Consider the following 20,673-nt stretch of genomic DNA (forward strand, 5'->3'; position numbering starts at 1 on the left):
GTCTGAAGACCCCGCAGGAAGTGGTTTTCTTCCGAGGAGGCTGAAGCCGTGCCCGAGGAAAGCAACGGTCCGAAGCGGAAAACAACCCAGCACATACGTCGCATTTTATATTAACTACTTGTTCAGTTTTTTGATAAAAACTCCCAATCTTTTAGAAAACAGCCTTTGTTAATAATTAGTCTTAATCTTTATGATGGAGGACACAGTATCTGCTATTTAGAAAAAAGACAGTGATTCCATAGTGATTTTCGTGAATAACGTACTCAGTGTCCGCTTAAAATATTAATTCTCTCAACAATCACAAAGCAATGCTCAAAGCGATAATTTACCCAGTGTTATTTACTATTTGCATTAAGGTTTCTCCGTATTATTAAAACTACTTTATAACAAGAAACTTTAAACACCAAAAAAACAGGCAGCGTCGTCACGCTACCTGTTTTTGATTTATTACTTACTTTTGAATTGTTGATACAACGCCTGATCCAACTGTACGTCCACCCTCACGGATAGAAAAACGTGTACCTTCTTCAATAGCAATTGGTGAAATAAGTTCAACACTCATTTCAATGTTATCGCCAGGCATTACCATTTCAACGCCTTCTGGTAACTGGATAACGCCAGTTACGTCAGTAGTACGGAAATAGAATTGTGGACGATAGTTTCCGAAGAATGGAGTATGACGTCCACCTTCTTCTTTTGACAATACATAAACTTCAGATTTGAAGTTAGTATGTGGAGTGATTGTACCTGGCTTAGCAAGTACTTGACCACGTCCGATATCATCACGAGACACACCACGTAGTAGTGCACCAATATTGTCACCAGCCTCTGCATAGTCAAGAAGCTTACGGAACATTTCAACACCAGTTACAGTTGTTTTAGCTGGTGCTTCATTAAGACCGATAATTTCTACATCGTCACCGACTTTAACTTCCCCACGCTCAACGCGTCCTGTTGCAACAGTACCACGACCAGTGATTGAGAAAACATCCTCAACTGGCATCATGAATGGTTTGTCAGTGTCGCGTTCTGGAGTTGGAATATATTCATCAACAGCGTCCATTAATTCAACGATTTTCGCTTCATAATCAGCGTCACCTTCGATAGCTTTTAGAGCAGAACCTTTTACTACTGGCACATCGTCACCAGGGAAGTCATACTCAGTTAATAGATCACGCACTTCCATTTCTACTAATTCTAGAAGTTCTTCATCGTCTACCATATCAGTTTTGTTAAGGAATACTACGATTGATGGAACACCAACGTTACGTGAAAGCAAGATATGTTCACGAGTTTGTGGCATAGGGCCATCAGCAGATGATACTACTAAGATAGCTCCGTCCATTTGTGCAGCACCAGTGATCATGTTTTTAACATAGTCAGCGTGTCCTGGGCAGTCAACGTGTGCATAGTGACGGCTATCAGTTTCGTACTCTACGTGTGAAGTTGAAATTGTAATTCCACGTTCTTTTTCTTCTGGAGCACCATCAATTTGGTCATAAGCCATTACTGTACCCTTACCAGATTTCTTGTGCATTACGATTGAGATTGCAGCAGTTAAAGTTGTTTTACCATGGTCAACGTGTCCAATAGTTCCAATGTTTACGTGACTTTTCGAGCGGTCAAATTTTTCTTTAGCCATTTATAGTTCCTCCTTTAAATAAATAAAAGTGTATTTTAGTTTCATTCAGCGCTAAATTCATAACACTACAATAAAAGTTATACGTTAGATTCTTCAAAAAATCAATTATTCACCAGCATTTTTTTTGATAATTTCTTCAGAGATGCTTTTTGGCACTTCCTCGAAATGATCAAAATGCATTGTAAATGTTCCTCGTCCTTGTGTGTTTGAACGTAATGCTGTCGCATAACCAAACATCTCTGAGAGTGGAACAAACGCTTTAATAGTCTGAGCAGGTCCACGTGCTTCCATACCCTCAACACGTCCACGGCGAGATGTTACATCTCCCATGATATCACCCATGTATTCTTCTGGAATAACGATTTCAACCTTTTCAATTGGTTCAAGAAGAACTGCTTTACATTTTGTTTTAGCAGCTTTTAATGCCATAGAACCAGCTATCTTAAATGCCATCTCATTCGAGTCAACATCATGATAACTACCATCATAAAGTGTCGCTTTGATATCAATCAATGGATAGCCAGCTAGCACACCACTTTCTGTTGCTTCTCTAATACCATGTTCAACAGACCCGATGTATTCGCGTGGTACAGAACCACCAACGATTTTGTTCTGGAATTCGAAGCCAGCACCTTCTTCATTTGGTTCAAATTTAACCCAAACGTGTCCGTACTGCCCCCGTCCTCCAGATTGACGTACAAACTTACCTTCGACTTCAGCAGAACCACGGAATGTTTCACGATACGCAACTTGAGGCGCGCCAACATTTGCTTCTACTTTGAATTCACGTCTCAAGCGGTCAACAATGATGTCTAGGTGAAGCTCACCCATCCCAGAGATAATTGTTTGGCCAGTTTCTACGTTTGTTTCTGTTTTAAATGTAGGATCTTCTTCAGCAAGTTTACCTAAAGCAATCGACATTTTATCTTGGTCTGCCTTTGTTTTAGGTTCAATAGCTACCCCGATAACTGGATCTGGAAAGTCCATAGACTCTAAAACAACAACGTTCTTTTCATCACAAAGTGTATCTCCAGTTGAAGTATCTTTCAAGCCTACTGCGGCAGCAATCTCACCAGAGTAAACAGTTGCAATCTCTTCACGAGAGTTAGCATGCATCTGTAGGATACGCCCTACACGCTCACGCTTATCTTTTACAGAGTTCTTTACATAAGAACCAGAATTTAAAGTACCAGAGTATACGCGGAAAAATGTTAGTTTACCTACGTAAGGATCTGTCATTACTTTAAATGCTAAAGCTGAGAATGGTGCTTTATCATCCGCTTTACGTTCTACTTTTTCTTCAGTACCAGGTACGATACCTTCGATTGGTGGAACATCAGTTGGTGCAGGTAAGTAATCAATAACACCATCAAGCATTAATTGAACACCTTTGTTTTTAAATGCTGACCCACAAAATACTGGATAAAACTCAACATTCAATGTAGCTTCACGAATTGCTTTCTTAAGCTCTTCATTCGAAACTTCTTCACCTTCAAGGAACTTCATCATTAATTCTTCGTCTAATTCAGAAACAGCCTCAATTAATCCAGCACGCAGCTCTTCTGCTTTTTCTTTGTGCTCAGCAGGGATTTCGCGTGCTTCAGCTCTAGTTCCTAAATCATCTTCATAGTAATATGCAACCATTGTAACAAGATCAATGATTCCTTCAAAGTCATCTTCAGCACCAATTGGAAATTGAACGGGATGTGCATTAGCACCCAAGCGTTCTTTCAAGGTTCCAGTAGAATACAAGAAGTCTGCTCCAAGTTTATCCATTTTGTTAATAAACACAACACGTGGCACACCGTATGTTGTAGCTTGACGCCATACAGTTTCAGTTTGTGGTTCAACACCTGATTGAGCATCAAGAACTGTTACCGCCCCATCAAGCACACGCAAGGAACGTTCCACTTCTACTGTGAAGTCCACGTGACCTGGTGTATCAATGATGTTAATACGGTGTTCTCTCCATGCGGCAGTGGTTGCAGCAGAAGTGATTGTAATACCACGTTCTTGCTCTTGTTCCATCCAGTCCATCTGAGATGCACCTTCATGGGTTTCGCCAATTTTATGAATACGTCCTGTATAGAAAAGAATACGCTCAGTAGTAGTGGTCTTTCCTGCATCAATGTGCGCCATAATACCAATATTGCGTGTCTTCTCCAAGGAGAAATCTCTAGCCATGTATTCTTCTCCTTCCTATAAAAAACTTTTTTGGATTTTTCTTACCTGTCTAGCTCGAGCGCCTAGCCCCTCGAAATCTTAAGTCAATCCTCTTTATGACAAAAAGCATCACACAAAGTCTCGTCTTAAGCTTTTCGGGCCTAACCATGACGCTTGCGCTTTTCTTACCAGCGGTAGTGAGCAAAGGCTTTGTTTGCTTCCGCCATTTTGTGCATTTCTTCGCGCTTTTTAACTGCTGCTCCAGTATTGTTTGAGGCATCTAAAATTTCATTTGCAAGACGCTCTTCCATCGTTTTTTCTCCGCGTAGACGTGAGTAATTCACAACATAACGAAGTCCAAGTGCTTGACGACGTTCTGGGCGTACTTCCATCGGTACTTGGTAGTTTGATCCACCAACACGACGTGCACGCACCTCAAGTACTGGCATTACGTTTTTCATTGCTTGTTCAAAAACTTCCATAGCATTTTGACCGCTACGTTCAGCAATCAATGTAAATGCATTATAAAGAATTTTTTGTGCTTTTCCTCGTTTTCCGTCAATCATGATTTGGTTGATTAAACGAGTCACTAATTTTGAATTATATAGTGGATCTGGCAAGACATCGCGTTTAGGTATTGGTCCTTTACGTGGCATATGTCCCCCTCCTTTCCTTAATTTAAGTTACTACCAATCTGTCTAGCTGCAAATGCGGCTCCTAGAAGTTCCGTCATGAGCAATGAACATTGGAACGTCAAATTTTCGCGTTCTTTAGTTCCTTACTTATGCGTCCACTTCTAATTGGTCGCCTCTGCTAGTCGTTTTATTTTTTAGGGCGTTTTGTGCCATATTTTGAACGGCCTTGAGCGCGTCCTTGTACACCTGCTGTATCTAACGCTCCACGAATAACATGGTAACGAACACCTGGTAAGTCTTTTACACGACCACCACGGATTAATACAACACTGTGTTCTTGTAGATTGTGACCAATTCCAGGGATATATGCTGTTACTTCCATGTTGTTTGACAAACGAACACGTGCATATTTACGAAGTGCTGAGTTTGGTTTCTTAGGTGTTAGAGTACCAACACGAGTACAAACTCCACGTTTTTGTGGTGCATTTTCGTTCGTGAATTTCTTTTTAAAGCTGTTATACCCTCTGTTAAGTGCAGGAGAGTCAGACTTTCTTGGTTTGTTTACACGACCTTTACGTACAAGTTGATTAATAGTAGGCATTATAGTTGTCCTCCCTTCTTATTTACAAATTACTAGCAAAATAAAGCCTAGTAACCATCGAATCTATTCGCTCTTGTAATACCACATATCCAGGTGGTTCATTCTTTAGCAAAAAACAAAGCTTTCGCGATAAATCTATCGCCAAAACTAATTTTTTTTAATTGCTACAGTCGATGCACCAACGTCTATGCCACAAGCGGCTCCTAGCTTTTTCATGGAATCTACATGGTGACACGTAATATCTAACTCTTCAGCTTGATCAGCTATCTTTTGAGTTAGCTGTTTATCAGCGTCATCAGCAAGAAACACTTCACTTACTTCACCATTTTTCATGGCTTTAAGTGTTTGCTTCGTTCCGATTATTAGACGTGATTGTCCTTGGGTTACTTTTTCATAAGACATCAGTATATCCTCCAAAGCCACAAGTATAATCAGAAGCACCCTGAATATAGTATCATTCTAGTTTTTTAATGTCAACTAAATTTTTACTATTTTTGGTGCTTCTAATCAATAACATCACTTGTTTAACTTAATTTAGTTTACTGTTTCTGTTTCAGTCTCAGCTTCTTTGTTTTCATCCGATTCTGGTTTCAAATCGTCCAATGAAGCTTTGATTTTACGGTAACGCTGCATTCCTGTACCAGCAGGAACAAGTTTACCAATAATAACGTTTTCTTTCAATCCTAACAACTCATCACGTTTGCCTTTTATTGCAGCATCCGTTAATACGCGAGTTGTTTCTTGGAATGAAGCTGCAGATAAGAATGAATCTGTTTCAAGAGATGCCTTTGTGATACCTAGTAGTACAGGTTTACCAACGGCAGGCTGTTTTCCTTCATTCAGAATACCATGGTTAGCATCTTTGAATTGATGGATTTCAAGTAATGATCCAGGTAGTACGCTTGTATCTCCTGAGTCAACTACACGCACCTTACGCAGCATTTGACGTACCATAACCTCAACGTGTTTGTCACCGATTTCTACACCTTGCATACGGTAAACTCGTTGAACTTCACGGAGGAGATAAGTTTGAACGCCATCAACACCTTGAACTTGAAGAAGTTCCTTTGGATCAACGGAACCTTCCGTTAGTTCTTGACCAGCAATCACTTCTTCGCCTTCCGCTACCTTCACTCGAGCGTTATAAGGAACTGTATATGCCCGTTGTTCTACTTCACCTTGAACAATAATCTCTTGTTTATCTTTAACTTCCTTGATTTCATGAACCGTACCTTGGACTTCACTAATAACAGCTTGCCCTTTTGGATGACGCGCTTCAAAAATTTCTTGAATACGTGGTAAACCTTGTGTGATATCATCCCCAGCAACTCCACCAGTGTGGAATGTACGCATGGTTAACTGTGTACCTGGTTCACCAATAGATTGAGCAGCTATAATACCTACTGCTTCACCAACTTCCACCTCATCGCCAGTTGCAAGATTACGTCCATAACATTTTTGACATACCCCGTGTTTCGTATTACATGTAAATGCGGAACGAATCGTTACTTCCTCAATTTCAGAATCTATAATAGTTTTTGCTTGGTCCTCTGAGATTACAGTATCGTTCTCAACGATTACATCGCCTGTTTTCGGATGGCGAACTGTTTCAAATACTGTTCGACCAATTAAGCGGTCAATCAGTGGCTCAATCAATTCAGCACCGTCCCTAATTGCAGAAACTTTTAGGCCTCTATCTGTACCACAATCTGCATCGCGTACGATAACATCTTGTGCAACGTCAACTAAACGTCGTGTTAGGTAACCTGAGTCAGCTGTCTTAAGTGCCGTATCGGCAAGTCCTTTACGAGCACCATGTGTCGAAATAAAGTACTCCAGTACTGTTAATCCTTCACGGAAACTTGATTTGATTGGCAGCTCAATAATACGTCCGGCTGGGTTTGCCATTAATCCACGCATACCTGCTAACTGTGTAAAGTTTGATGCGTTACCTCTTGCCCCTGAATCACTCATCATAAAGATAGGGTTTCTAGAATCTAGAGATTTCATTAGTTTAGCTTGAATGTCATCTTTTGCTTTCGACCAAATTGCAATAACTCGATCATAACGCTCCTCTTCAGTGATTAGACCTCTGCGGAACTGTTTCTGAACATTATCAACCTTCGTTTGTGCCTCAACTAGAATTACTTCTTTCTCTTTTAGCACTACGATATCTGATATACCTACCGTCATACCAGCCTTTGTTGAATAACTAAAGCCAAGATCCTTCATACGGTCAAGCATTTTAGACGTTTCACTGATTTTAAATCGTTTAAATACCTCTGCGATGATATCCCCCAGGATACCTTTTTTAAACGGTAAAATAGTATCGCGCTTTTTGATTTCTTCTCTTATATTTGTACCCTTTTCAACAAAATAATGAGCTGGTGTGCAAACTTCAAGATTACTTTTTGTTGGCTCATTAATATAAGGGAATGATTCTGGCAAAATCTCATTGAATACTAATTTACCTACTGTGGTTAACAACAATTGATTGTGTTGTTCTTCAGTAAAAGTTTTATTATTCAATGTACTTGCTTGAACCGCTATTCTAGTATGCAGATGAACAAATCCATTTTGATATGCAATCAACGCTTCGTTAGTGTCTTTAAATACACTACCTTCACCAACTGCATCTTCACGCTCCATTGTTAAATAATAGTTACCTAATACCATATCCTGTGACGGTGTAACAACCGGCTTACCATCTTTTGGGTTAAGGATGTTTTGGGCTGCTAGCATCAAGATACGCGCCTCAGCTTGTGCCTCGGCAGATAGCGGAACGTGCACAGCCATTTGGTCACCATCAAAGTCAGCATTGTATGCTGTACAAACTAGTGGATGTAAACGAATCGCGCGCCCTTCAACTAATGTTGGTTCAAAGGCCTGAATTCCCAGTCTATGCAATGTAGGTGCACGGTTAAGTAATACCGGATGCTCACGAATAACTTCCTCTAAAACATCCCAAACCTCAGGATGAACCCGTTCAATTTTACGTTTAGCAGACTTGATATTATGCGCTAAACCTCTGCCTACTAATTCTTTCATAACAAATGGTTTAAACAATTCAAGCGCCATTTCTTTTGGTAACCCACATTGATACATTTTCAAACTTGGTCCCACAACGATAACGGAACGACCTGAATAGTCAACACGTTTACCCAACAGGTTTTGACGGAAACGACCCTGTTTCCCTTTCAACATATGTGAAAGTGATTTAAGCGGTCTATTACCAGGTCCAGTAACCGGACGTCCGCGACGACCATTATCAATCAACGCATCAACAGCTTCTTGTAACATACGCTTTTCATTTTGTACGATAATACTTGGCGCACCAAGATCTAACAAACGTTTCAAGCGATTGTTACGGTTGATAACTCGACGATATAAGTCATTTAGATCGGATGTCGCAAAACGTCCACCATCAAGTTGTACCATTGGACGAATTTCTGGAGGGATAACTGGTAATACATCTAATACCATCCATGACGTATCATTTCCTGAATTACGAAATGACTCTAATACTTCTAAACGTTTAATCGCACGAGTTCTACGTTGCCCTTTAGCTGTTTTTAATTCTTCTTTTAATCCAACTACCTCTTTTTCAAGGTCGATATCATGTAAAAGCTTTCGAATTGCCTCAGCTCCCATTTGGGCTTTAAAAGATTTACCGTATTTATCATAATAAGCACGGTATTCTTTTTCTGAAAGCAACTGTTTTTTCTCAAGCGGAGTATTACCTGATTCTGTAACGATATACGCCGCAAAATAGATGACCTCTTCCAAAGCACGAGGCGACATGTCTAAAACAAGTCCCATCCGGCTAGGAATTCCTTTGAAGTACCAAATATGTGAAACAGGAGCAGCTAATTCAATATGTCCCATACGTTCACGACGTACTTTCGCTTTTGTAACCTCTACTCCACACCGATCACAAACAACGCCTTTATAACGTACACGTTTGTATTTTCCACAATGACATTCCCAGTCCTTTTGTGGTCCAAAGATCCGTTCACAAAATAAGCCGTCTTTCTCAGGTTTTAATGTGCGGTAGTTAATTGTTTCTGGTTTCTTTACCTCGCCGTATGACCACGAGCGAATTTTTTCAGGTGAAGCTAAACCGATTTTCATATACTCAAAGTTATTTACATCTAGCAAGGGGCCAACCTCCCTTTTAGTGTCCGAATTTACCATTATTAGTAAAACCCGTCATTCGCCTTACTAGCGAATGGCGAAGTTTTTCTTATACTGTACTTTCCTTGAGTAGAACAGAATTTTTATGATAAAGCCGGAGATGCTAACTTCCGTAAAACTTGCTATTTCACGAAACTTAGCGCTCCTTTGCTTTTACTACTTTTCTTCTATTTCTAAGTTAAGTTTGCTAGCTGCTTCCGTTTCCTCTTCTTCTAGTTCACGTAATTCAATTTCTTTTTCATCACTAGAAAGCATTTTCACATCTAAACCGAGGCTTTGAAGCTCTTTTATTAATACTTTAAATGATTCAGGGACTCCTGGTTCCGGAACATTGTCACCTTTTACAATAGCCTCGTATGTTTTCACACGACCAACAATGTCATCTGACTTAACAGTAAGAATTTCTTGTAGTGTGTATGCAGCACCGTATGCTTCAAGTGCCCATACTTCCATCTCACCGAAACGTTGCCCACCAAACTGTGCTTTACCACCGAGTGGCTGTTGGGTAACAAGTGAATATGGTCCTGTTGAACGAGCGTGGAGTTTATCATCAACCATATGTGCTAGTTTAATCATATACGCAACACCAACAGAAATACGGTTATCAAATGGTTCCCCAGATCGTCCGTCATACAGAATTGTTTTAGCATCTTTTGGCATGCCGGCTTCTTCCAACGTTTGCCAAACATCTTCTTCACTTGCACCATCAAATACAGGAGTTGCAACATGTATACCTAATGCACGTGCAGCCATTCCTAAGTGCAACTCAAACACTTGTCCGATATTCATTCGTGACGGTACCCCTAATGGGTTTAACATAATATCCACTGGAGTTCCGTCTGGCATAAACGGCATGTCTTCTTCAGGTAAAATTTTTGAAATTACACCTTTATTACCGTGACGTCCAGCCATTTTGTCACCTTCATGAATTTTACGCTTTTGAACAATATATGCACGGACTAGCTGATTAACACCTGGTGGCAGTTCATCACCATCTTGACGATTGAAAATCTTAACGTCTAAGACAATACCTCCTGCACCATGTGGAACACGTAATGATGTATCGCGGACCTCGCGGGCCTTCTCTCCAAAAATTGCATGTAATAGACGTTCTTCCGCTGACAGTTCGGTAACCCCTTTTGGTGTTACTTTTCCAACTAAGATATCACCATCGGAAACTTCGGCACCAACACGGATGATTCCGTGCTCGTTAAGATCTTTCAATGCTTCTTCTCCAACGTTTGGAATATCGCGGGTAATTTCTTCAGGTCCGAGCTTCGTATCACGGGCTTCTGATTCATATTCCTCGATGTGAATAGATGTATATACATCATCTTTCACAAGGCGTTCGCTCATGATAATCGCATCTTCATAGTTGTACCCTTCCCATGTCATGAAACCAACTAAAACGTTCCGACCTAATGCTAGTTCACCATCTTCCATTGACGGTCCATCAGCCAGGATCTCACCTTTTGTTACACGGTCGCCTTTACTTACGATTGGACGTTGATTGTAACAAGTACCTTGGTTCGAACGAATATATTTCTGTAAACGATAGCGCTCTAAGTCACCTTTTACTTCTTTGCCATCTACTTCTGAAACTCGACGGATATGAACTTCTTTTGCCTCAACATGTTCAACAATTCCAGGATTTTCACAAATAACTGCAGCTCCAGAATCCTTCCCAGAAACATATTCCATTCCTGTTCCGACGATTGGTGCTTCAGGTTTCATCAACGGCACTGCTTGACGTTGCATGTTAGCACCCATTAACGCACGGTTGGAGTCATCATTTTCAAGGAACGGGATACACGCAGTCGCTGCTGAAACAACCTGTTTAGGTGATACATCCATGTAATCAATGTTCAAGCGAGGTACAGCTGTGTTCTCACCACGGAAACGAGCGATTACTTCGTCGTCAATAAAGTGACCTGTTTCATCTAATCTGGCATTTGCCTGTGCCACTACGTAATTATCTTCTTCATCTGCTGTTAGGTAATCAATTTGAGCTGTTACCAATCCAGTATCAGGGTCAACCCGGCGATACGGTGTTTCGATAAAACCAAATTTATTTACTTTAGCGTAGCTTGATAGAGAGTTTATTAACCCGATATTTGGTCCCTCAGGTGTTTCAATAGGACACATACGTCCATAGTGAGAGTAATGTACGTCACGAACCTCGAAACCTGCACGTTCACGAGTTAATCCACCTGGTCCTAGTGCAGACAAACGACGTTTATGTGTTAGTTCTGCCAACGGATTGGTTTGATCCATAAATTGCGAAAGCTGTGAGCTACCAAAGAACTCTTTAATCGATGCAATTACTGGACGAATATTGATTAACTGTTGCGGTGTAACACTTGATGTGTCTTGAATAGACATCCGTTCACGTACAACTCGTTCCATCCTAGAAAGTCCGATTCGGAATTGGTTTTGCAATAATTCCCCCACTGAACGAAGTCGACGATTACCTAGATGATCAATATCATCCGTATCACCAACACGGTGTAGCAGGTTAAAGAAATAACTAATTGCAGATAATATATCAGCTGGCGTTATATTTTTAATGCTTCTATCAACACCTGCATTACCAATAACGTTCAACTCACGTTCCCCACTTGGGTCAGTTGGGTCAAAGATTTTAATTGACTGAAGCTTAATTGGATCTTCAAGAACACCCTCTTGAGGCACAACTGCTTGCTCGCCAACTTTATCTTCTTCTTGCTCCAAGTATGGAATGATTTTATTTAATAACTTCCGCTCTAACTTATCACCTTTTTGCGCAAGCACCTCACCAGTTTCCGGATCAACAATTGGTTCTGCAAGCACTTGGTTAAATAAACGGTTTTTAATGTTTAGTTTTTTATTCATTTTGTAACGACCAACATGTGCCAGGTCGTAACGTTTTGGATCAAAGAAACGTGAAACTAATAAGCTTTTAGCGTTATCAACCGTAGGCGGTTCACCTGGGCGAAGTCTCTCATAGATTTCTAGTAAAGCTTTATCAGTAGTTTCTGTATTATCTTTGTCTAGGGTGTTTTTTAAGTATTCATTCTCACCTAGTAAATCAATAATTTCTTGGTCTGAACTAAAGCCAAGAGCACGCAATAGCACTGTAATAGGCAGCTTACGTGTACGATCGATACGGACATAAGCAACATCTTTTGCATCTGTTTCAAACTCAAGCCATGCTCCGCGGTTCGGAATCACGGTTGCAGTAACGCCTCTTTTTCCGTTTTTATCAATTTTCTCATTATAATAGACACTTGGTGAACGAACGAGCTGTGATACAATAACGCGCTCTGCTCCATTAATAACAAATGTACCTGTGTCTGTCATAAGTGGGAAATCTCCCATAAACACTTCTTGCTCTTTCACTTCACCGGTTTCATTATTAATTAAACGAACCTTCACGCGAAGCGGAGCATTATACGTTACATCTCGATCCTTTGATTCACCTACAGGATATTTTGGATCCTCTAGACTATAATCAACAAATTCTAGTGATAGATTACCTGTGAAGTCTTCAATAGGGGAAATGTCTTTGAACATTTCTTTCAAACCTTCTTCTAAAAACCATTGATAAGAAGCGGTTTGAATTTCTATTAGATTTGGTAATTCTAACACCTCGCTGATGCGTGCGTAGCTCCTGCGTTGGCGGTGCCGTCCATACTGAACTAGTTGACCTGTCAACTGCTTCACCCCTCAAATCAAGCACTTTTCAATTATAGGAATCTGGTTGAAAAGTGATTATTATATTAGAAAAACAAACTAAAAATATAGTATTGTTTCTCGGATCTTAACGACGTCCTACTAAATCAAGCTCTTGAATGTTTTGTTTAGTAATATTCATTCCTAAACATGCGGTTAAAAACCTGGCTTGTTGCCATGAATTACTGGCGAAAACCTTAGATTTCTTATACAATAACCAATAAGAGTTATTCTTTCTTAAAGTAGAACAAAACTTGCAACATAGAATCACAAGCTTTCTTTCCTGAAGTTAAACGTAATGCAATGACTTCTACCCTATTTGATAGTTATCCTTTCATCGGCACAAAAAATCAACTGTTTAAGTATATCTCTTACACAATTGATCTACGTATTCCCTTCAACTTTCAAAAAGAAAAAAGGTTTTTTTAGAAAAAACCTTAGGTGTTTAGTTTTTCACTTTACCATTGTCTCCGAAAACCGATGAAATATACGTTTCTTATATAATGAAAATTCTTCTTGACAAAGAAAGTCCATATTAGCATTTTATTATGTTATCATAAGTAAATTGCAAGGTCAAATATTAACAGCCTTTAATAGAAAATAGCCTTTATCTTTCGCAATAACTTCAACATTTCCAAATACATTGATAAGTTTTTCTTTAGCCGAAGGTGCACCTTGTTTCTTTTGAATGACTAACCATAACTCACCGTCTTTAGCTAATGCCGGTTTGCTCTCCTCTATCATGGCGTGGACAACTTTCTTACCAGCTCTGATTGGAGGGTTCGTAACAATAGATGCAAATGTATACTCAGATAGATTTGAAAAACGATCACTTTTTACAAATTCAACATTATGAACCTTGTTTTGCACAGCATTTTGTTCAGCAAGATGAAGTGCTCGCTCATTCACATCAGCTAACATAACGTTCCGATCCGAATACGTGTTTGCTATTACTATGCCTATCGGCCCATAGCCACAACCAAGATCTAGAACATTTCCAGAAACTTGCGGTTCCGTATACTGTTTAATCAACAAACGCGAACCGTAGTCTACTTCACTTTTTGAAAAAACACCATAATCACTTGTAAATGCATATTCTTTTTCTCGTAATCGATAACTCCATGTCTTGGGTGAACTTTTAGATTGGGGTTTTTTTGAAAAGTAATGCTCGGACATTCCAGCACCTACTTTGTTGTGTTTTTTTATAGAGAAGAAAATATAGAGCCCGCCGCATAACGGCGAGCCCTCTTATAAAATTACTTAACTTCTACACCAGCGCCTGCTTCTTCAAGTTTACCTTTAACTTCTTCAGCCTCTTCTTTAGAAACGCCTTCTTTAATAGCTTTAGGTGCGTTATCTACTAAGTCTTTTGCGTCTTTAAGACCAAGACCAGTGATTTCACGAACAGCTTTAACAACCTTTATTTTTGATGCCCCAGCACTATTAAGTACTACGTCAAATTCAGTTTGTTCTTCAGCCGCTTCTGCTCCAGCTCCGCCTGCTGCTGCAACTGGTGCTGCTGCTGTTACGCCGAATTCTTCCTCGATAGCTTTAACAAGATCGTTTAATTCTAAAACTGACATTTCCTTAACTGCTTCAATAATTTGTTCATTAGTCATTTATATTTCCTCCTAGGTTACGTTTAATTTATTTTGAAACGATAAATTGCATTGCAGCAATATTATGCTCCTTGTTGTTCTTCCTTTTGTTCCGCGATAGCTTTTGTAGCATATGCCAAGTTGCGAATAGGTGCTTGAAGCACACTTAGAAGCATAGATACTAGACCATCGTAATTTGGTAGTTCTGCAAGTTCACTTAATTGCTCGAGTGATGCTACTTGACCTTCAATTACGCCACCCTTGATTTCAAGTGCGGTATGAGACTTAGCAAATTTACTCAAAATCTTAGCTGGTGCAATTACATCATCTTTACTGAATGCAATAGCAGTAGGTCCAACTAACGTCTCACTTAATTCGTTTAATTCCGCTTGGTCAACAGCGCGACGTGTCATTGTGTTTTTATACACTTTGAATTCGACGCCTTCCTCGCGAAGCTGTTTACGAAGTTCTGTAACTTCAGCAACATCAAGACCACGATAATTAACTAATACGCTTGATTGGCTAGATTGAAACTTTTCAGCAATTTCTTGAACAACCTGCTTTTTTGTATCGATAACATTTGACATTGTTCCACCTCCTGTTAAAAATCATTATACCGGACAGAAAAAATTAGGACTCTGTGGATTAAGGGTCTAAACCATAAGAAAAACCCCCATGCAGACATGGAGGTTTTTTATACAAATGATAATCTTAACGATTCATCTAATTTGCCTTTTAAACACCTCGGCAGGAAATTAAGCGATTTCTCGCACCTACTGTCTACGGTACAACGTATTCATATTTATAACGTAATTGAGTATATCGAATTACGAATCAAAAGTCAAGCCTTGAGTTAACGGCGAGCGTGTTCTGATACATCAACTTTAACACCAGGACCCATTGTAGACGTTACAGATACATTGCGCATGTAAATACCTTTTGAAGCTTGTGGTTTTACTTTTACAAGTGTTTCTGTGATTGCCACAAAGTTTTCGATTAATTTTGCATCATCGAAAGAAATCTTGCCAATCGGAACATGGATGTTAGCTGATTTATCAATACGATACTCAACTTTACCAGCTTTAATATCGTTTACCGCTTTTTCAACTTCAAATGTTACTGTTCCAGTTTTAGGGTTAGGCATAAGTCCTTTTGGCCCTAATACGCGACCTAGTTTACCAACCTCAGCCATCATGTCTGGAGTTGCAACGATTACGTCAAAATCAAACCATCCTTGGTTGATTTTATTAATCATTTCTTGGTCTCCAACAAAATCAGCACCAGCTGCCTCTGCCTCTTTAGCTTTTTCACCCTTTGCAAACACAAGTACACGTTGTGTTTTACCAGTACCGTGTGGCAATACCACAGCTCCACGGATTTGTTGATCAGCTTTCTTAGGATCAACACCTAAACGAAAAGCTGCTTCAACTGTTTCGTCAAAGTTTGCTCTAGAAGCTTCTTTTAGTAAAGTGATAGCTTCTTTTACATCATATGATTTTGTACGATCAACAAGCTTAAGAGCCTCTTGATACTTTTTACCTTTTTTAGCCATTTTGTTTCCTCCTTAATTGTGGTTATAACGGTAATACCTCCCACTTATAAAAGCGCCATGGCCTTTATAAAGCATACCCCGACAAACTTTCTGTCGCTTTTTTCACGAAAAAGGTTGCGAGAAATGGAATCCCACTATCGCAACCCAGCTCGTATATGAAAAGCATAAAGGTATTAGTCTTCTATTGTAATGCCCATGCTACGTGCAGTTCCTTCGACCATGCGCATCGCTGCTTCTACATCAGCGGCGTTTAAGTCAGGCATTTTTGTTTCCGCAATTTCCTTTACTTTATCGCGTTTAACAGTTGCGACTTTATTACGGTTAGGTTCACCAGAACCAGATTCTATACCAGCTGCTTTTTTCAACAATACTGCAGCGGGTGGAGTTTTTGTAATAAACGTAAATGAACGGTCTTCAAATACCGAAATTTCAACCGGGATAATCATACCAGCTTCATCTTGCGTACGAGCGTTAAATTCCTTACAGAATCCCATGATGTTAACACCTGCTTGACCTAATGCTGGTCCTACTGGTGGTGCTGGGTTTGCTTTACCAGCTGGAATTTGTAGTTTTACAATCTTAATTACTTTTTTAGCCACGAGACACACCTCCTTAAAGTCCGTGATGTGGTAATAGGGTTATTACCCTCCCACTCATTATTAGCCATTTACCTCTGAAAGCCGAGGACATGAATAACAAAAAAATTTTAGCATGAAATAGAAAAGAATGCAAGTTTTTGTAAAAAGAAAAGCATAGTCGGCTTGTTTAGCTACGAAATCATAGTCAAGAGACTGCAGAACACTTAAGTGAAGTGCTCGAAATGTCTGTCTACTATTCAAATCGCTTGCCATAAACGATTGCTTTTTCTTATATTTTTTCAATTTGAGAGAAATCTAGTTCAACTGGAGTTTCTCTACCAAACATATTAACATGTACCTTCACTTTTTGTTTATCGATATCAATATGTTCAATCGATCCGGTGAAATTCGCAAATGGTCCATCATTCACACGGACATTTTCTTTTAAATCAAAGTCAATTTGGGTTACTGCTTCCGAAACACCCATGCGTTTTAGAACCGTTTCTACTTCATCAGGTAATAATGGGGTTGGTTTTGAACCATGTCCACTAGAGCCAACGAATCCCGTTACACCTGGTGTGTTGCGAACAACGTACCATGAATCATCCGTCATAATCATTTCCGTCAGGACATAACCGGGAAAGAATTTCTTTTTAACAACTTTCTTTTTCCCATTTTTAATTTCTGTTTCTTCATCCTCGGGAACAATCACACGAAATATCTTATCTTCCATCCCCATTGTTTCTACTCGTTTTTCTAAATTCATTTTTACTTTGTTTTCATATCCAGAATACGTATGAACAACATACCAATTTTTCTCCATTTGAACAGGACAATTTAATTGCCCTTCCCTCCCTTTATTAGAAAAAGCGGAGGCGACTAGTCAAGGGTGTCACGCATAGGCAAAGAACCGTTGAGTGTGCGCCTTCTATACTCGGAACGCTCAGTGCTTATATCGCGGAACCCTCAAGCAGCCGCAGTTAGACAGAAAGGCTCAGACAAGCTGCTAGCCTGGACATTTGCTGACATCCGCTCTAAAAAAATTCTACAATATTAAAAAACCCGTTAAGCCGGGTTTTTTCAAAAAGTGCTATTAATCTCCATTATAACATAACTATAGCTTTATTATTCAAAATGTAATTAAAAATTATTTAATACTAACGTAATCAATTGATCGATAACCGTAAAAAACAATGCCACAAATACCACGGTTGCAATTACAGTAATCGTATAACTAGATAGCTCTTTCCCTTTGGGCCAGCTAACTTTCTTCATTTCACGTGATACATTCTTAAAAAATTGGAAAAGCTTCATGGTAGTACCCCCAGACTATACTTAGAAGGATGTGTCTTATTTAGTTTCACGGTGCAGTGTATGTTTTCCACATGTTTTGCAATATTTTCGAACTTCCAGTCGGCTAGGTTGTGTGGATACATTTTTATTAGTTGAATAGTTTCGACTCGAACATTCTGCACACGCTAAAGTTACCTTTTTATTCATTCTATCACCCCATACTAAGGGTTTTTTCACTTCTACTAATGTAGCATTGTTACTATATTGTGTCAATGCTTGTTTACAAGGTTATTTCTTGTGATTCTATCAATTGCTCGAATTTACGTTTCACCCGTTGCAGTGCATTGTCAATTGATTTCACATGTCGTTTTAGTTCTACAGATATCTCCTGATAAGACTGACCATCCAAATATAAGTGCAACGATTTTTTCTCTAATTCGCTTAATAATTCCGATAATTTCGATTCCATATCGGTATATTTTTCACGGCTTACGAGTAATTCTTGTGGATCAATAGATCTCGAGCCCGCAATAATATCTAATAATGTTCTATCAGATTCTTCATCATACACTGGTTTGTCAAGTGACACATAAGAATTCAATGGTATATGCTTTTGTCGCGTTGACGTTTTTACTGCTGTAATAATTTGTCTTGTAATACACAATTCGGCAAAAGCTTTAAAAGAAGATAGCTTGTCCGAATCAAAATCACGGATTGCTTTATAAAGACCTATCATACCTTCTTGCACAATATCTTCTTTATCAGCACCTATTAAAAAGTAGGTTCGTGCTTTTGCTCGCACAAAGTTTTTATATTTGTGAATTAAATAATCAAGCGCACGGCTATTACCTTCATGAATTAAATGAATGATAGCGTCATCATCAAGCACGTTTAAGTTATCGTTTTCTGTCTCTAGCTGCTTGACATTCACAAAAAAGACCTCCCGACACAAAACCTGTCAATATATAGAATTATTATACAGGAGTTGTTTCCAAATCGTCAATACGAAATCTGAATAGATAATGCGTTATGTCAGTATTTTTGTGCCTTATTCGTTGCCCCGGCGCCACTTTTCGAACTTTTCTAAAATATCATCCGTCAATGGAATTTTGCTGTATTTTTTTGCCTTTTTGTGTTGTTTAATGCTTTCTTTAACTTCTGTTTCCATATCTACTAGTTCAATATACAATTCTCTGGCAGACTTTCGTAGAGCACCTCTTCCAAAAATGGTACGTTGCTCCGCATAGTCAGAGGTAGCAACGTATACTTGATTTACTACATTTTTCAATTCTTTTACAAGCTTTTCTATTCGCTCATCTGCTGTCTCATGTTCCTTGGTGTAAATTATTTCTATTCTATATTCTTTTAATTTACTTGCAATCCCAGGGACGTAATATGCATCAAAAATTATAATGATTCGGTAACCAGTAAATGCTTTATATTCAGCCATTTTTTCAATTAAAAGGTTACGAGCCTGTTCAAGGTCAATATCCTTCAACCGCTTCAATTCATCCCAGTCACCTATGATATTATATCCGTCTACAACCAGTACATCCATCATTTAATCCCCTATTGGAAACCTTTTCCGGTATACTTCATAAAGCAATAAACTACATGCTACAGACGCATTTAACGAAGACACTTTTCCTTTTAACGGAAGGCTTACAGTCCAATCGCATTTTTCTTGTACAAGGCGACTCATCCCTTTACCTTCGTTACCTATGACTAACGCGAGCGACATAGTTCCGTCAAGCGCGCGATAATCTTCTGTACCATCAGCTGCAGTTCCAACCACCCATACGTTTCGAGCTTTCAATTCCTCAATGGTCGTTGCGATATTGGTTACTCGAGTAACTGGTATATGTTCAATGGCACCAGCGGATGTTTTAGCAACAGTCGCTGTAAGACCAACTGACCGTCGTTTAGGGATGATGACACCATGTACGCCTGTTGCATCCGCCGTTCGTAAAATGGACCCCAAATTATGCGGATCCTCCAGCTCGTCCAAGATAATAAAAAATGGAGCTTCATTTCTTGTGGATGCAACTTCAAATAAATCATCTAGATCAGCATATTGATAAGAAGCAACATATGCGAGGATTCCTTGATGATTACCCTCAGACAGTTGATCAAGCTTACTTTTTGGCACCTTTTGCACAATTGTATTCGCGGCCTTTGCTAATTGATTGGCTTTTTTGCTAGCGTTATTATTTAGTTGATCGGAAATCAATACCTTATTTACTGAATGGCCCGATTTCAACGCTTCAAACACTGGATTTTTTCCTACAATGATTTCTTGATCCAATTCAGACACTCCCTTCCTCAATAAATTGAATTGCTTCTTCTATTAATTCATTCAACCGCTCTTCATTTTTTTCTAAATAATGATAACCAATTAGTGCTTCAAAAGCAGTGCTATAGCGATACGTTTGAACGCTTGTGTTTTTCGGAACGGAACCAGAATTAGCATTTCTCCCTCGAGCAACAATTCGTTCTTCTTCATCAGATAGAATCTGTCTTTCTAACCAATATAAAATAACTCTAGCCTGCCCCTTTGCTGAAACAAATGTAATGGCTTTTTTATGAAGATTGTTTGGTTTCACTTGTCCTGAAAGAATCAAGTGCTCGCGAACACTGACTTCATACACAGCATCACCCATGTAGGCTAATGCCAGACTCTTCAGCTGTTTAACGTCCAAATTCATG

General features: G+C 39.3%; 19 protein-coding genes and 1 other annotated feature. All 19 genes read right to left on the minus strand.

Translation table 11 applies throughout. The features are described 5' to 3' along the window. Positions 1 to 451: 451 nt before the first annotated feature. On the minus strand, positions 452 to 1,642 hold the full coding sequence (gene tuf / locus AC3G7N_RS17210; RefSeq protein ID WP_489423404.1) for an elongation factor Tu: 1,191 nt from the start codon (positions 1,640 to 1,642) through the stop codon (positions 452 to 454). A gap of 105 nt (positions 1,643 to 1,747) precedes the next feature. Continuing rightward, positions 1,748 to 3,826 carry an elongation factor G gene (gene fusA / locus AC3G7N_RS17215; RefSeq protein ID WP_489423405.1) on the minus strand — a complete coding sequence of 693 codons (2,079 nt, stop codon included), beginning with the start codon at positions 3,824 to 3,826 and terminating at the stop codon, positions 1,748 to 1,750. A 164-nt stretch (positions 3,827 to 3,990) separates the two neighbouring features. Next, on the minus strand, positions 3,991 to 4,461 hold the full coding sequence (gene rpsG, locus AC3G7N_RS17220) for a 30S ribosomal protein S7 (RefSeq protein WP_089530259.1): 471 nt from the start codon (positions 4,459 to 4,461) through the stop codon (positions 3,991 to 3,993). Positions 4,462 to 4,627: 166 nt separating this feature from the next. After that, positions 4,628 to 5,041, minus strand: a complete 414-nt coding sequence (rpsL, locus tag AC3G7N_RS17225) for a 30S ribosomal protein S12 (protein ID WP_489423406.1) — start codon at positions 5,039 to 5,041, stop codon at positions 4,628 to 4,630. Positions 5,042 to 5,188: 147 nt separating this feature from the next. Next, positions 5,189 to 5,443, minus strand: a complete 255-nt coding sequence (locus AC3G7N_RS17230; RefSeq protein ID WP_489423407.1) for a 50S ribosomal protein L7ae-like protein — start codon at positions 5,441 to 5,443, stop codon at positions 5,189 to 5,191. 132 nt (positions 5,444 to 5,575) lie between these two features. After that, a complete protein-coding gene (rpoC, locus tag AC3G7N_RS17235) occupies positions 5,576 to 9,199 on the minus strand; it encodes a DNA-directed RNA polymerase subunit beta' (RefSeq protein WP_489423408.1) in 3,624 nt (1,207 codons plus the stop codon). A 192-nt stretch (positions 9,200 to 9,391) separates the two neighbouring features. Further along, positions 9,392 to 12,928, minus strand: a complete 3,537-nt coding sequence (gene rpoB / locus AC3G7N_RS17240) for a DNA-directed RNA polymerase subunit beta (RefSeq protein ID WP_489423409.1) — start codon at positions 12,926 to 12,928, stop codon at positions 9,392 to 9,394. A gap of 591 nt (positions 12,929 to 13,519) precedes the next feature. Next, on the minus strand, positions 13,520 to 14,122 hold the full coding sequence (locus AC3G7N_RS17245) for a class I SAM-dependent methyltransferase (RefSeq protein WP_489423410.1): 603 nt from the start codon (positions 14,120 to 14,122) through the stop codon (positions 13,520 to 13,522). Between the two features lie 80 nt (positions 14,123 to 14,202). Continuing rightward, positions 14,203 to 14,565, minus strand: coding sequence for a 50S ribosomal protein L7/L12 (gene rplL, locus AC3G7N_RS17250; RefSeq protein ID WP_089530265.1), 363 nt, complete (start codon positions 14,563 to 14,565; stop codon positions 14,203 to 14,205). Positions 14,566 to 14,627: 62 nt separating this feature from the next. Continuing rightward, complete coding sequence (gene rplJ, locus AC3G7N_RS17255) at positions 14,628 to 15,131, minus strand: 50S ribosomal protein L10 (RefSeq protein WP_489423411.1); 504 nt, start codon at positions 15,129 to 15,131, stop codon at positions 14,628 to 14,630. 67 nt (positions 15,132 to 15,198) lie between these two features. Further along, positions 15,199 to 15,348, minus strand: a sequence feature (ribosomal protein L10 leader region). A 49-nt stretch (positions 15,349 to 15,397) separates the two neighbouring features. Beyond that, positions 15,398 to 16,096 (minus strand): 50S ribosomal protein L1, encoded by a 699-nt coding sequence (rplA, locus tag AC3G7N_RS17260; protein WP_489423412.1) that lies wholly within the window; start codon positions 16,094 to 16,096, stop codon positions 15,398 to 15,400. A gap of 173 nt (positions 16,097 to 16,269) precedes the next feature. After that, entirely contained in the window at positions 16,270 to 16,695 is a 426-nt protein-coding gene (gene rplK / locus AC3G7N_RS17265; protein WP_152640092.1) for a 50S ribosomal protein L11, read from the minus strand. Between the two features lie 268 nt (positions 16,696 to 16,963). Continuing rightward, positions 16,964 to 17,497, minus strand: coding sequence for a transcription termination/antitermination protein NusG (nusG, locus tag AC3G7N_RS17270; RefSeq protein ID WP_089530268.1), 534 nt, complete (start codon positions 17,495 to 17,497; stop codon positions 16,964 to 16,966). A gap of 317 nt (positions 17,498 to 17,814) precedes the next feature. Beyond that, positions 17,815 to 17,988, minus strand: a complete 174-nt coding sequence (gene secE / locus AC3G7N_RS17275) for a preprotein translocase subunit SecE (protein ID WP_489423413.1) — start codon at positions 17,986 to 17,988, stop codon at positions 17,815 to 17,817. Positions 17,989 to 18,024: 36 nt separating this feature from the next. Next, entirely contained in the window at positions 18,025 to 18,174 is a 150-nt protein-coding gene (rpmG, locus tag AC3G7N_RS17280; RefSeq protein WP_489423428.1) for a 50S ribosomal protein L33, read from the minus strand. A gap of 73 nt (positions 18,175 to 18,247) precedes the next feature. Further along, positions 18,248 to 18,898, minus strand: a complete 651-nt coding sequence (gene sigH, locus AC3G7N_RS17285; RefSeq protein WP_489423414.1) for an RNA polymerase sporulation sigma factor SigH — start codon at positions 18,896 to 18,898, stop codon at positions 18,248 to 18,250. A gap of 117 nt (positions 18,899 to 19,015) precedes the next feature. Continuing rightward, a complete protein-coding gene (locus AC3G7N_RS17290; protein WP_489423415.1) occupies positions 19,016 to 19,525 on the minus strand; it encodes an NYN domain-containing protein in 510 nt (169 codons plus the stop codon). A gap of 3 nt (positions 19,526 to 19,528) precedes the next feature. Further along, positions 19,529 to 20,272, minus strand: a complete 744-nt coding sequence (gene rlmB / locus AC3G7N_RS17295; RefSeq protein WP_489423416.1) for a 23S rRNA (guanosine(2251)-2'-O)-methyltransferase RlmB — start codon at positions 20,270 to 20,272, stop codon at positions 19,529 to 19,531. A gap of 1 nt (position 20,273) precedes the next feature. Then, on the minus strand, positions 20,274 to 20,672 hold the full coding sequence (locus AC3G7N_RS17300; RefSeq protein ID WP_489423417.1) for a Mini-ribonuclease 3: 399 nt from the start codon (positions 20,670 to 20,672) through the stop codon (positions 20,274 to 20,276). Position 20,673 lies beyond the last annotated feature (1 nt).

The organism is Virgibacillus carmonensis (assembly GCF_057836705.1).